We start from the raw sequence: 14,013 nt of genomic DNA, 5'->3' as shown, positions 1-14,013 counted from the left end.
CATGCCATGAGCGATTGCAGAGGATGCGGCAGTAATGCGGTGGTGCGCGTGCTCGACGTCGGGAAGGTCCCTGCCGCAGACCATTTCCCGCTCTCGACCGACCCGGTCGGCGACGACACCCTTCACGACCTCGCGATGGACTTGTGCACCGTGTGCGGGCTCGCTCAGCTCGCCGACGACGACACAGTCACCGACGAACCCCGTGGCGTCGAGCCGCAAGCCCTCGTGGACCAAGCAGCCGCAGCGATCGAGTTGGTGGGCCGCGCCGGTTGGCTACGAGGAAGCACCGTCCGCGAATTCGGCAGTCCGCACGGCGGCACCTGGGTGCCGTTGCTGACCGCACGTGGTTTCGCCGAGACGATTTCGGAACGTCCTGCGGATGTCGTTCTGGACTGCTTCGGAATCATGCACGAGCCCGATCAACGCGCAGCGTTTCGGACCCGGGCTGCCGCAACTGCCGAAGAAGGCGTACTCCTGCTGCAGTTCCATTCGCTGGAAACGATCGTCGAACAGCATCAGTGGAATGCGCTGCGCCACGGCCACTTCGGCTATTACTCGCTCACCACGTTGCAACGCCTTCTCGGCGACGCAGGGATGAGTGCTGTTGCCGCGTGGGAATTCGACCTCTACGGAGGAACCGTCTTGATCGCCGCGGTACACGGGCACCGCGAACCAGAGCCTTCGGTTGTGACGATTCTCGACCGCGAGCGCGACAAGGCCATTGCCGATCCGACGACGGTCGGCACCTTGCAAATCGCGGCTGACCGCCATGTGGGACGCCTGCGAGCATTCCTCGAATCGGAACGGAAGGCCGGTCGGCGAACCTACGCCTACGGTGCCGCTTCCCGGGCCGTCGCACTCTTCGCCATTGCAGGCCTCGATTCGGCCGTGCTAGCAGGTATCGCCGACGCCTCGCCTGCGAAGCAGGGGCGTCGGATGCCGGCCACCGACATACCGATCATCACGCCTGCGGCCCTCGTTTCGGCCGATCCGGACCGGGTCGTCCTCATGCTGCCGGACCTCCTCACCGAGGTGAGCGCACAATTCCCCGACTTGGCTGGTCGTTGGGTCGTGGATTTGGCATGAACGCTCAGTCCAGCAGCCTGCCGTAGAACGCCAGTAGCGCCTTCCGCGAGTTGTCCCATGACAGGTGCTTCTCGACGCGTTCACGACCGATCGCACCCATCCGGCTTCGTCGGTCGGGGTCGTCGAGCAGTTCGTTGATGCCGCGCGCAAACGCCGCTACGTCGTTGGACTCGACATAGATTGCGGCGTCGCCAGCCGATACCCGCGCCTCGACGAGTTCGAACGACACCAACGGCCGACCCATCGCCATGTATTCGACGACCTTGTTCATCGTGGAAACATCGTTCAGCGGGTTGAGTGGGTCCGGCGACAGGCAGACGTCTGCGGTCGACAGGCACGTCTGCACATACTCGTCGGGCACCCGACCGGTGAACTCCACGACATCGGCGATACCGAGTTCTTTGGACAGTTCGACCATTTCGTCGAACGCGTCGCCCGAACCCATGAAGATGTACTGGATGTCATCGCGACCGATCTCGTTGCGCAGATGCGCAATCGCCCGCAGTGCGTAGTCGACGCCGTCCTGTGGACCCATTACACCGAGGTACGCAGCAAGAAACGGCTTCCCGCCCCGAAGCGAAGGATCAGGTTCGCGCTGCAGAAAGCGGCTCAAATCGGGTGCGCTGCGCACGACGGTCACTTTGTCGGGCGCCACTTTTCCGCGCTTGATCGCGACCTGTCGATAACTCTCGTTCGTCGAAATCACCGCTGTGGCTGTCGCATAGGTCAGGCGTTCGACGATGCGCGTCAACCAGAACAGAACGCTGCCGCCGCGGGTGAACCGCGACTTGAAAAGCTCGGGAACCAGATCGTGCTGGTCGAAGACGAATCGAGCGCCGGCGAGCCGAAGCACAAGTCCGACAAGGAACAGGAGGTCCGGCGGATTGCAGGCGTGAACGATGTCGATGCGACCCTCGCGCCGCAGCTTGATCGCAAGCCTTGTGGTGTGCCACAAGGCGAGTCCGTATTCGCGTACGTAACCGGCGGGGCCGCCGCTCGCCGCGCGGAGCGGATATCGCAGAATCCGAACGCCGTCGATGGTCACTTCCGGTTCGGTGTCGCGCTTTGTGCCCGTCGGACAGATAACCGATACCTTGTACCCGGCTTCCGTCAGCGCCAAGCTCTCCTGCCATACCCTGCGGTCGAACGGAACCGACAGATTCTCCACAAGGATGAGCACGTGCTTCGTCATGGGAGTTCGCACTTCCTGTTAGTTCGATACAACGGATTCGACACGCATCGACGCGTAGGACGGCTTTGTAAGGTCAATTGGGACAATACAATCTCGCGCATGCCGTCAGCAGCCAGGCTCAACGGCGGCTCTGATATAGCCCGCAGTTTGGTAGACGTATGCCCAGACCCAGCCGAGCGGTGAAACTCGGTCCGGGCTTGCGGCCATGATGAGATCGCCGTCCCAGCAGCGCTGCAGAATGAATCGGGCCCGGGATACGTGCGGCGTGTAGGTAATCGCGATGATGGTGTGCCAACCTCGCTCGGCCGCAAGGTCGCGCAGCTTGCGGCCCTCACCTTTTGTCGTGGGTGGATCGGGCACGAAGCACTCGATCTTGATGCCGTCGTTGCGCGGGGCTGCGCACTTCGCCGTCAGCCACCCGTCGTCGTCGCCGGAGGGATTGGAGAACACGACGTTTTTCGCGTAGCCGGATTTGGCGAGTTCCACTCCATACGGATAACGCTCGTAACCTGTGCCGCCGAGGACGAAGATCGCGTCGGCTTGCCGAAGCGGATCGATCTGTGGGCGCACATAGATCGGCCAACCCACCGCCGCACAACCCACGAGCACGGTCAGAACAATGGCGATCGTGCGAACGATTCTGCGCCGCCGCGCCTTCGGCGCGGTCACTCGCCTTTCGTCCGCATCACCCGCTGAACGACATGCGTAAACGCTGCAGTCACCCGTTGCTTGATGGGATGGACGCGGCGCAGCAGACCAGGGCTCACCCGCACCATCGCGAGAATCGACGCAGCCCGGACCGTGCGTTTCAAGGCGAACGCCCGAGTTGCGGCCTCACGCGCCATCTCGGTCTCGCCAAGCAATAGTGCCGACCGTGCCTGACGAATCGACCGCAGGTAGCGAGCAGTCCGCAGCGTCGCTTCGACTGCCTCTCGCTCCTTCGTCGTTTCCACCGGCTCGGACTCGAACGCGGACTCGACGCGATCGTCGAACGACTCGACCTTCGACGCATCTCGGGAAAGCGAATCCATTCGCAATCGGTACCGGGCCAACCGATCAGGAAGTATTCGGACATCGAACTTCTGCACAAGCCGAAGCCAGATAACGACCGATTCATCGACCTCCGGCGGGTGGTCGTAGCCACCGACCGCGTCCCAAGCCTCGCGTCGAATCGCGGCCGTGTAGTACGGAATGAAACCTGCGAGTGCATCCATCTTCGTCAGACGACGCCGCGGATCAGGGCGCGATCTGACGCCGATCGATCGCAGATAGCCCATCGGCAAATTCGGTCCGTCGTCGTAGAACCGATGCGCGTCGATGCCGACCACGTCGACCTTGCTGTCCTCGCGGAGAACTCTTCCGACCCGCTCACAAAAGGTCGGGAGCAGTTGATCGTCACTGTCGAGCACACACACGAAATGCCCGGTCGCATTCTCCGAGGCAGCGTGGACACCACCCGCGTAGCCCTTGTTCTCCTGCCGTACCAGGACTATCCGGTCGTCGCGATACGACGTGACAATCTCTGCAATGTCGTCCGAGTTGCCGTTGTCGACGACGACCAATTGCCAATCGGGATCGGTTTGCGCGAGTACAGATTCGATCGTCGCCGGTAGGTACGCTTCAGTTCGGTAGGCGGTCATGAGAAAGCTGAAGGTCGGGCGACGATCGCTCATGTCGGCTACCAGCCGATGCCTTGATAGTTCTCATGCAACCGGCGCTCTTCCGCACCGGGCAGACGCACGAGGTCGACAATCGGGCGATCCTCGCCGATACGGTCGACAGCCTCGATGACGAGTTTGTCCTTACTGCCGACGACGAAGGTCTCACCGTGCGCAAGTACGTCCTCGATATCACCGGACAAGAGCTCACCGATGTGCGGTAGGTGCTCTTCGATGTAGGCGCGGTTGGCCCCCATCAGCCGCGACAGCGCAACGTTCGCGTCGTAGATTCGTACGTCGTATCCCTTACCGATGAGTCGCTCGGCAAGTTCGACCATGGGACTCTCCCGCAAATCGTCGGTTCCTGCCTTGAAGGACAAACCGAACATACCGACTCTGCGACGCCCGAGCGAGATGATCATGTCGACCGTGCGGCGGATCTGTGCCTCGTTCGACGCCAGCACGTTTGCCAGCACCGGAATCTCCAGGTCGTTCTGGCGTGCGGTGTGGTTGAGGGCACGAACGTCTTTCGGCAAGCACGATCCGCCGAATGCAAAGCCCGGGCGAAGGTAGGCGGCGCTGACATTCAGCTTCGTGTCTGCGAGAAAGATATCCATGACCGCGTGCGAATCCAGACCGAGTTTTGCGCACAGTGCGCCGACCTCGTTCCCGAACGTGACTTTGAGTGCGTGATAGCTGTTGTCCACGTATTTCGTCATTTCGGCCACCGAAATCGGCACCTGAAAACGGGGACCGCTCAATCCTTCGTACAGGCTCATGACCATTTCACCGCTGCGCGCATCGCTCTCGCCGACGACTGTTTTCGGCGGTTCCCAGAAGTCTTTGACGCTGGTTCCTTCACGCAGAAATTCCGGGTTCACGCAGACCCCGAAATCGGCTCCTGCTCGTTTACCGGACGTTCGCTCCAGTGCCGGGATGAGGATGCTTTCACACGTGCCGGGCACCATCGTGCTGCGATATACGACGACGTGCCAGCCGTCCTTGTTCGCCAGTGCCGTGCCAATCTCCTCGCTTGCACGCTCGAGGTAAACGGTCGACAACCCGCCGCCTGGCGCAGACGGAGTACCGACACAGACGATCGAAATATCGGTCGCCAGCACCGCACTCGCTGCATCGTCGCTCACGGTGAGCTGGCCGGACTCCACGACCTCAGCGGTCAATTCACCGATCCGCTCCTCGACGACGGGGGCCTTTCCCTGCCGAAGAAACTCGACCTTCTGTGCATTGACGTCGACGCCGACGACTTGATGCCCGCGAGAAGCGAAGCACGCGGCGGAAACGCAGCCGACATAGCCGAGGCCAAACACGCTCAGGGAATACTGATTACTCACCGGTAGCTCAATCTCCTCTAGTTATCATTCGTCGACTGTGACATCGGCCGACTCTTTATCCGGCATCTTCATCGACCCGACATTTACGGCCCCAGCGGCCGACGGATCGATTGTTGCCAGCCAATGTTGCCCATCGATCGACCACGTCACATCGACGCCACCCTTGCCGTGGGTGACAACCAGCCCGGTCACCCGATTCGCGTTGTTCTCCAGCGAATTCAATACCGTTGCAATTACGTACGGCACCCCACCGACGAACGTCGCACCAACCAGCCACGCGGGTTCGCGTGATTCTAACGTGCGCGACGACCAGCCAAGCTGTGTTTCGGTGTCGCCACGATCCCGCTCGGGCAACTGCGGCGACAAGCCGGCCTGGGCAATCTGCAGTACGGGAATGCCGTCACGGTCCACGATGTGCTCGTCGCCGTCCGGCGTCACATTCAGTGCGGGATCGATCGGCCACGACGTGGTGATCTCGTGCGAACCGGACCCGGTAACCAGGTCCACGACCAGCACCACCTGCTGATCCGGCGGCGCGATCAACCATCGGCGATGCGTCACCGGTTCGTCGAGACGCGTATATCCGTCGTGCTCGGCGTCCACGACGCCTGCGTCCAGGTCGACAGCGACGACCGAGGTCCGCGCATGGGTCACCCACAGAAACGGGCCCCCGATCACGGACTGATCGACTCGATCGATGCACACCGTGCCGTGCGCACGCGTGCTGCGGTGCGGATCCCGCCATTCCGGGTGACCGTAGTAGCTGCCAGAGCCAGAATCCCCGATCAGCTGTTGGCCCTGCGAAGACAGAGTGATCGACAGCGCGTCGGCGTGCCCGTGCGCGGCGATGGACAGGTAGCCGAGAGGGCCGACGTCCATCGTGATCCGTCGTGAACCCGATCTGAGGACGACGACTCCGCCGTCCGCTGCGTAGAAACTGCCACCGGGTTCAGCCGTAGCGGTGCTACCCGAGCGCTCGCGCAGCGTTGCATACCAACGCGCGTCCAGATTCACCACGGCGACGCAGTTGTCGACACCCAAGTACGCGGCCGTGATCGCGAGGTGTTCACGGATGCCCCGCTTGGCTGTGGCGCCGAGCTTCAGCGAGAAACCGTCGTCGTCGTCACCGTAGTTTGGGTCGGGATCGCTGCGACCGACCAGAGCGGTGAGATAGCGCGACCCTCGCTCGATGGCATCGGTCAATTCACCCGGGGCCACACCGTCGCGCTCGCGCAGCAACGCGGCGACGAGAACCAGCAGCTCGGTCGTCGAGATCTGGTAGCGGACCGACTGTTCGGCGCCTACACCGTCGGGAAGGATCTGGTGCCCGGCTTCGCGACACAATGCGGCAACGGCACGCTTTTCCCAGCGGGCCGCAGAAGGAAGCTCAGGGAACAGAATCGCGACGACAGCAAGCCCGGCCATCTCCCCGACGAGGTGATTGTTCGCCGAACTGAAGAGCGACCGTTGTGCCCAACAACGCCGACCGCATTCGGCGAGCAGGCCCACGATGGCGCGGAACCGGTCTTGGGTAAGCGCCGCGGAATCTCGAATTCCCTGTAGCGCGATCGCGATCGAAATCGCTCGCAGACCCGCTTCGAATGCGCCGCGCCACGCGATTCCGACACCAGGCGGGTTCTGTTCCATCCACGAATCTAGCTGCGCGACAACGGCTTCGCTGTATTTGTCGTCTCCGGTGAACAGCCACGCCTCCGCGAGCGAAGGCAAATGCTGCAGCCGGTTCAGCTCCCAGATCCACTTCGCATCGCCCGCTGCGGTCCGGTGATCGATCTTGCCCGACGGAAGTGGGGGCCAGATCGTCCCGCTTACCTCGTCGCGCATCCAGTTCACGGGCCGACGTATTTGGACCGCCGGATACCCGAAGTACTGCACTCGCAGGTCGACAGCGTTGTCAGCGGCGACGAGCAGATCGTCGACAACCTCCGGCGCCTCCGCCGCGATGGCACCAGCGCGGGCCCGATCGAGCAGGATCGGGCGACCGGCCCCGGACCGAAACCGCTCCTGCATACTCGCCCAGTCGAGTTCGCGCCGCCCTATCCGGGAACGGCGCCCGGTTGGATCGGCACGCTCTAGCAACTCCTCGCCCGCACGGCTTGCGCGCCACGCGATCTCGCGTGCGGACATCGCCTTCAAACGCTTTGCGTACCAAGATAATTTAGACATGCGCGCGGCCCTTGGCGACGAGCTCGGTCAGCAGCCGCTCGTATTTCCGGGCAGTGTCGGCGATCGAGAATTCGGTTTCGGCCCGCGACCGTCCACTGGATCCGAGCCGTTGCGCCAGGCTGCGATCGGACGCGAGCAACGTCAATCGGTCGCTGAACGCGGCGACGTCGCCAACCGGCACCACGAAGCCTTGCTCACCATCGGTCACGATATCGGCGACCGACCCGCAATCGGTCGCTACGACCGGAACTCCGGCAGCCATCGATTCGATGAGAATCAGCGGTACGCCCTCGTGCACAGACGAAAGGCACGAAACGTCGAGCCCGGGCAACAACTCGCTCACGTCGCGCCTGACGCCAAGGAATCTGGTCCGGTCCGAGATATTCAACGTGTTGGCCAGCGCACGTAATTCGGCTTCACGCTCCCCTGTGCCGACGACAACGAGGAGAGAATCGGGGCGCGCGGTGGTTGCCCGGGCGAAAGCCTCGAAGAGCACATGGTGCGCCTTCTGCTCGCTGAGCCGGGCGACAATTCCGACGACGAAAGTGCTATCGGAAGTCTGGAGCAACGCCCGCGCCGCCCTGCGATCGTCCTCGGTCCGCACCGGTGGCAGCGATATTCCGTTGGGAATTACCGTTTCACGAATCGACTGCCACGGTCGCCGACCGACGCCTTCCTCGCGACGCAAATATTCGCCTTGAGCGGGTGACAGCAGAACGAGCGAATTCGACACCGCAAGTTCCGACACAGCCCATTTCGGAAGCACTCGCTTGCCGACCGAAGTCAGGTCCATGTCGTGCGCGGCGACGAGTCTGGCTGGAACTCCGGCGGCCCTTGCCGCGAGCGGGCCCAATGCCAGCGCCGCGCGGTGGTGGTGCATGACCATCACCGCGTCGGTGTCGTCCTCGCGAAAAGCCTTGACCAGACGGGGAATCCGGCCCAATCCGAGCTTGCCGCGGCGCGGCAGGACCGTGACTTCGAAGCCCGCCGCCCGGAAGTCGTCCGCCAGCGGTCCGGCTTCGCGGATACACACGAGCCGGGGTGTGACAACAGCTGGATCGAAGGTCTTGAAGAGGTTCAGTAACAGCACCTCTGCCCCACCGACGAACGTCAGATCCAGCACAACTGTCAGCCGAATAGGCCGCTTCGGTGAGCTCGGCGCGGACCCAACCAGCCGTTCCAATGCCGACTCGGCAGCGGCGACGCTCGTCGCAAGGCTGAATTCGGACTCGACTCGTGATCGGGCAGCCTTGCCCATCGCTTCGAGTACCGATCGGTCCGACAGGATTTCGACCAGTTTGTCGCCGAGCGCATCGGCATCTCGGGCACGTACGAGAAACCCGGTGACTCCGTCGTCGATCATCTCCGGCACACCGCCGACTGCCGTGCAGACAGCAGGCAGACCGCACGCCATCGCCTCGAGCAGCGCCATCGGAAAGCACTCGACGCTGTAGGAACTCAGGACGAAAACGTCCATTGCCGCGAGCAGCGCCGCAACATCGGATCGTGACCCGGTGAAGACCACACTGTCGTCGACCCCGAGGTCGCGCGCTGTCGCTTCGATATGCGCACGTTCTGGACCGTCGCCGACGACCAGGAACTTCGCGTCCGGGATTGTCGACAGCACACGACGTGCGGCTGCCAAGAAATTGGCGTGGTCTTTTTCCGGTCGCATCGCAGCCAGAATGCCGACTACCGGACTCGACTCGGCAATACCGAACTCCGTGACGGCCGAGCGATTTCGTCCGGTGTCGAACAGCGATGGGTCGACACCGTTGTAAATGATGTCGATCTTGCGCTCGGGGTAGTGGAGATCGTCCACCATGTACGAAATCTGCGTGCGCGCAACGCCGAAGTACGCGCTGGTCCAGCGATCGAGGATGCGGTCGGCGATTCTGCGCGCCTTGGTTCGTGGTTCGGTGTCTCCGCAGTTGTGCACCCACATCACGTTGTGTCGAACCCCTGTGATGATCGCAGCCACCCTGCCGAGCAATTCCGCGTTGTACCCGCGCGTGATCACGACGTCAGGAGCGAATCTGCGGAATTCACGCACCAATTCAGTCAACGCTGGCAGCGCCTGGCGCTTCGACCTGCCGAACGCAACCGACGGCACGTCCGTTTCGGCGAGATCTGCGAAGAGCGCGCCTTCTGCGCCGATACAGACGACAGCCGGCTCGAATCTGTCGCGGTCAAGATTCGGCATCAAGGTCGTGACGTGGCGCTCGGCCCCACCGACACCAAGATCAGGAACGACGTACATCACCCGAATTCGTCGACCCGCGATCACTGCGTGGCCTCGCGGTACAACCGGTCGAAACGACGCGAGACGACGTTGACGTCGAAGCGCTCACAAACCCGCGCCAACGCGGCGTTGCCCAACCGAACCCGTTCGTCGTCGCCCAGAACAACCCGAGCAATAGCCGCCGCAAGCGCATCGACATCGTCTGCTGGAACGAGAATGCCGGCGTCGCCGAGCATCTCCGGTATGCCACCTGCGGGCGCGGCGACGACACACAAGCCATTTGCCATTGCTTCCAGAATGGCCATCGGCTGGCCTTCTTCGCGCGACGGCAACACCAGGACCTGCGCGGTGCGGATCAGGGCGGGAACATCCTCGGGCGCTATCCACCCGGAGACTGCGACGGAGTCGCCCAATCCGAGTGTGCTCACTTGATCGGTTGCGCGCTCGACTTCACCGTCACCGACGATCGTCAACCTGGCAGGGATTGCGCGGCCATACTCGGCGACCAGTTTTGCCCACGCATCGACGAGGACGAATGCCCCTTTGCGTTCGCCAATTTGCCCGAGGAACAGAACGTGCACCGGTTCGGCACTCGCTGGTTGCGCCACCGCATCGCCCGGCGGAATCGCGTTGGGTATGTCGACCACTCGTGCGCCGGGCGCGATTTCGGCAAGTCGCGCAGCCCATTCATCGCCGAGTGCGACGACGACAAAGGCAGCCTCCAACGTTTTTCGAATGATCCGCTGGAGCACCGGGGGCGATTCGTCGAAGAACGTATGAAAACCCGAACCGTGAATATGCAGTACGACCGGCACCCGAAACGCCTTGGCCAACCACGTCACGATTGCTTTTCGGACGAAACTTCCGTTCGAGCCCATATGGATATGAACGACGTCCGGTCGGCGGCCAATCAGAATGGCAACGTATTTCGCCAGCCCGACCGCGAAAATCCCCAGCTTCGCGAACGCCGAGCCATCGCGATGCGTGGCAACATGCTGGATGTGCCAGTCCTCCCACAGGGCAGTGTCGCGCATCATTCGAACGTAGGTCGCGACGCCGCCTCTGGTGGCCATGCTGGTCGATACCCAAAGCGCCTTTTGCACCAACACTCCGTCATTCGGGCGTGACCTCATGGGGCCACGGTCGTCATCCTGCCCCAATGCTAGCTATCGACAAGCAATCGCGAGCGTTACCGACATTCCACGACCGAAGTCGGCTTTCCATGATCATCAGTCGCTGGGCTACGGTATCCATGATCACAGTCAACAATCAACGGAGAAGCCAGATGCCGGAATTGCTGTCTATCGACGGCGCGTCCCTTTTGCGCGGTATTCGAATCTCCGAGCGGCCCTAAGCCCCAAGTGGAATCGACATCCGGGACCCCTCAGGGGCAACACGACGACGTAGCCGATGCCGATCCAAACGCCGTGCCGGGATCGTTTCGACGCACCATCGGCAAGATGGCCGCCGCGTCGGCGTTCGCACTCGTTCTCGGACAAGCCATCTCGTTGGCCCAAACAATTGCGGTCGCCCGGCTGCTCAGCCCTTCCGTGGTCGGCGTCTTCGTCGCCGGCACCGTAATTACGTCGTTTCTGGCGAATCTCGTCGAGGGCGGCATCAGGTCGGCACTCATCCAGCGCGATCACGACCTCGAAGACGCAGCCGAAACGGTCTTCTACGCAACCCTCGCGACCGGAATCCTGCTCAGTCTCGGCACATTGGCTTCCGCTCCGATCATCGGCCTCGTGTTCCACAGCCACACTGCGGCGCTCGTTGCTGCAGCTACGTCCGGCATCCTGCTCATCTACAGCCTCGTCAATGTCCCCGAAGCTTTTCTGCAACGTGAATTCAGCATCGCGCGCCGCATAATCGTCGGCCCGCTCATTGCCTTGAGCAACGCCGTCGTCGCTGTCACCGGCGCCGCATTGGGTTGGGGCGTTTGGGCTCTCGTCGCGGGCATGTACGCATCGTTCGTCAGCTGGGTCATCGGCGTGTGGTGGATCAGCGACTGGCGGCCAGGTCGGGGCCGGCCTTCGTTTCGGCTGTGGCGCGAAATGGCACGGTACGGATTCCCGCTGGTTCTCGGTTTCGTCGGCACCCGTATTCACGACATCTTCGAATCGGTCACGATCGGTCGTTGGCTCGGCTCGGCCGCGCTCGGTACCTACCGATACAGCCAGCGTGTTGCCCAGATTCCAGTCATGGCAATCATCGAAATCGGTGCAGTAGCACTGTTTCCCGTGTTCTCGCGAATTGCCGACAACACGGACCGATTTCGGACGGCGTACCTGAATGGAATCCGTTTCGGGGTCGTTGGTGCCGCCCCCATGTCGGGTCTGATGTTCGCGCTCGGACAACCAAGCGTCACCGTGGTTTTCGGCGAACCTTGGCGTGCGGCGGGGTCCACCGTCATGGCGATGGCCGGCGTCGGCGTCGGCAAAGCGCTGATCTGCGTCAGCGAAGAAGCGATCAAGGCATCGGGACGTACTCGCCTGCTCAACTGGATCACCTTGACCGAGGTCGTCAGCGGCGTCGGCTTCCTGCTCCTACTCATCGGGCCCTACGGCTTGGTCGGAGCAGGCTTGGCTATCTCGTTGGCGGCGACCTGCATTGCCGTCGTCTCGGTGTGGCTCGCACGCCCGGTGGTCGGCGTTCGGCTGCGAGACGTGGCCACTGCAGCCTTTCCACCGTTGCCGGGCATGGTGGCAGCAACCGCGGCATGCTGGGCCTTGGAACACCTCGTTTTCCATTCGGACGAGCGGGCGATACCGGTGGCGATCGCGCTCCTGCTCGTGGATGTTGCAGTGTTCGGCGTCATTTACCTTGCCGGACTGAGCCTGGTGTCCCGAGATCTCGTTGCAGAGTTGTTCGGACTGGTCAGGCGCAAGCTCGCGCGTTCGTGAACTCAGCCAGCCCACAGCCGAATATCTATACTGGCGTCGTCGCCACGTCGACCGAGGAGCAACGTGAACGAATCGCCGCGGTTCAGTCGATCCAACGAACTGCAGCGCCGTCTGCACGAACTCGTGCCCGGTGGCGCACACACCTATGCACGCGGTGCAGACCAGTATCCCGACGAGATGGCGCCCGTTCTTGTCCGAGGCGAGGGCGCACGAGTATGGGACGCTGACGGAAACTCGTTCGTCGAGTACGGAATCGGGTTGCGGTCGGTGACCTTGGGCCACGGCTACAAGCCGGTGGTGGAAGCCGTGTGCAAAGCGATCGCACAGGGAACCAACTTCAGCAGACCGACAGTTGCCGAAGTCGACGCTGCGGAGGATTTTCTCCGTCTGGTCCCCGGCGCAGACATGGTCAAGTTCGCCAAGAACGGCTCCGACGCGACAACCGCCGCAATCCGCCTCGCCCGCGCTGCGACCGGCAGAAAGATAGTCGCGATCTGCAATCAGCCGTTCTACTCGGTCGACGATTGGTTCATCGGAACAACGGCCATGAACAGCGGAACGCTTTCCGATGCCGTTTCGAAAACTGTCCGGTTTGCGTACAACGACCTGGAATCGGCTCGGAGCATGTTCGCCGAACATTCGATTGCCTGCGTGATACTCGAGGCGGCAACCGCGTCTGCCGAGCCGAAGCCAGGCTTCCTGCAAGGGCTTCGCGAACTGTGCGATCGCAACGGCGCGCTGCTCATCTTCGACGAGATGATCACCGGATATCGGTGGTCCGAGCATGGCGCACAGTCCATCTACGGCGTCGTGCCCGACCTGTCATCGTGGGGAAAGGCAATGGGAAACGGGTTCCCCATCTCAGCGCTTGCGGGAACTCGGGCCGTTATGGAACTCGGCGGGCTACGCACAGACGCGGACCGCGTATTTCTCCTCTCGACCACGCACGGACCTGAGACGGGCGGCCTTGCGGCGTTTCGCGCCGTGGTCGAGGCCTATGCGCGCGAGGACCCGATCGGCGCCATGGAGTCCGCCGGCCGATCGCTCGCCGCTGGGGTCAATGCGGTGAGCGCGGAACTCGGACTGTCGGCCTATTTCGAAGTCGTCGGCCGACCGTCGTGTCTGACCTTCGTGACGCGAGATCCCGACGGTTCGCCGTCACAGGCGTATCGCACCCTCTTCCTGCAGGAGATGCTGCAACGCGGCGTACTCGGTCAGTCGTTCGTGGTGTCGGCAGCCCACACCGAGGCCGATATCGCACGGACGATCGAAGCTACCCGCGGCGCCCTCGAGATTTACCGCCGCGCCATCGAGGCTGGAACCGTCGACGGCCTGCTCCGCGGCAGACCCGTCGCACCGGCATTGCGCCGCTCCGCCGAGCCGCGACGCCACTGAC

At 62.6% G+C, this 14,013-nt stretch carries 10 protein-coding genes; 3 read left to right on the top strand and 7 right to left on the bottom strand.

Annotation, left to right across the window (positions count from 1 at the left end):
• Nucleotides 1-6 precede the first annotated feature (6 nt).
• Nucleotides 7-1,086, top strand: a complete 1,080-nt coding sequence (locus FGL95_RS16745; protein ID WP_169588804.1) for a transferase — start codon at nt 7-9, stop codon at nt 1,084-1,086.
• Nucleotides 1,087-1,090: 4 nt separating this feature from the next.
• On the opposite strand, the gene FGL95_RS16740 is transcribed toward FGL95_RS16745, so the two are convergent.
• The 7 genes from FGL95_RS16740 to FGL95_RS16710 form a co-directional block, all read right to left on the bottom strand.
• Entirely contained in the window at nt 1,091-2,278 is a 1,188-nt protein-coding gene (locus FGL95_RS16740; RefSeq protein ID WP_169588802.1) for a glycosyltransferase family 4 protein, read from the bottom strand.
• Nucleotides 2,279-2,383: 105 nt separating this feature from the next.
• On the bottom strand, nt 2,384-2,947 hold the full coding sequence (locus FGL95_RS16735) for a YdcF family protein (protein ID WP_338079891.1): 564 nt from the start codon (nt 2,945-2,947) through the stop codon (nt 2,384-2,386).
• The gene (locus FGL95_RS16730; protein ID WP_169588800.1) at nt 2,944-3,951 is read right to left on the bottom strand and encodes a glycosyltransferase family 2 protein; all 1,008 of its coding nucleotides are present in this window, start codon (nt 3,949-3,951) and stop codon (nt 2,944-2,946) included. The genes FGL95_RS16735 and FGL95_RS16730 overlap by 4 nt, the downstream gene beginning before the upstream one ends.
• 5 nt (nt 3,952-3,956) lie before the next feature.
• Nucleotides 3,957-5,288, bottom strand: a complete 1,332-nt coding sequence (locus FGL95_RS16725; protein ID WP_338079890.1) for a nucleotide sugar dehydrogenase — start codon at nt 5,286-5,288, stop codon at nt 3,957-3,959.
• Between the two features lie 24 nt (nt 5,289-5,312).
• On the bottom strand, nt 5,313-7,472 hold the full coding sequence (locus FGL95_RS16720; protein WP_240963065.1) for a heparinase II/III family protein: 2,160 nt from the start codon (nt 7,470-7,472) through the stop codon (nt 5,313-5,315).
• Complete coding sequence (locus tag FGL95_RS16715) at nt 7,465-9,759, bottom strand: glycosyltransferase (protein ID WP_338079889.1); 2,295 nt, start codon at nt 9,757-9,759, stop codon at nt 7,465-7,467. Before FGL95_RS16715 ends, FGL95_RS16720 begins: the two co-directional genes overlap by 8 nt.
• Nucleotides 9,756-10,748, bottom strand: a complete 993-nt coding sequence (locus FGL95_RS16710; protein ID WP_240963064.1) for a glycosyltransferase family 4 protein — start codon at nt 10,746-10,748, stop codon at nt 9,756-9,758. The genes FGL95_RS16715 and FGL95_RS16710 overlap by 4 nt, the downstream gene beginning before the upstream one ends.
• A 327-nt stretch (nt 10,749-11,075) precedes the next feature.
• On the opposite strand from FGL95_RS16710, the gene FGL95_RS16705 reads away from it, so the two are divergent.
• Together FGL95_RS16705 and FGL95_RS16700 are read left to right on the top strand one after the other, a co-directional pair.
• The gene (locus FGL95_RS16705; protein ID WP_338079888.1) at nt 11,076-12,617 is read left to right on the top strand and encodes an oligosaccharide flippase family protein; all 1,542 of its coding nucleotides are present in this window, start codon (nt 11,076-11,078) and stop codon (nt 12,615-12,617) included.
• 63 nt (nt 12,618-12,680) lie between these two features.
• Complete coding sequence (locus tag FGL95_RS16700; protein ID WP_169588796.1) at nt 12,681-14,012, top strand: glutamate-1-semialdehyde 2,1-aminomutase; 1,332 nt, start codon at nt 12,681-12,683, stop codon at nt 14,010-14,012.
• Nucleotide 14,013: the final 1 nt, after the last annotated feature.

It is taken from the genome of Antrihabitans stalactiti, assembly GCF_012932915.1.
GTDB lineage: Bacteria > Actinomycetota > Actinomycetes > Mycobacteriales > Mycobacteriaceae > Antrihabitans > Antrihabitans stalactiti.
This window is presented reverse-complemented; position numbering and strand designations above follow the sequence as displayed.

Bases quoted from the DNA above. Each gene is read 5' to 3' on its own strand.
- FGL95_RS16710 (WP_240963064.1), bottom strand. From the start codon at position 10,748: ATGCGCGACACTGCCCTGTGGGAGGACTGGCACATCCAGCATGTTGCC.
- FGL95_RS16730 (WP_169588800.1), bottom strand. From the start codon at position 3,951: ATGAGCGATCGTCGCCCGACCTTCAGCTTTCTCATGACCGCCTACCGA.
- FGL95_RS16740 (WP_169588802.1), bottom strand. From the start codon at position 2,278: ATGACGAAGCACGTGCTCATCCTTGTGGAGAATCTGTCGGTTCCGTTC.
- FGL95_RS16745 (WP_169588804.1), top strand. From the start codon at position 7: ATGAGCGATTGCAGAGGATGCGGCAGTAATGCGGTGGTGCGCGTGCTC.
- FGL95_RS16720 (WP_240963065.1), bottom strand. From the start codon at position 7,472: ATGTCTAAATTATCTTGGTACGCAAAGCGTTTGAAGGCGATGTCCGCA.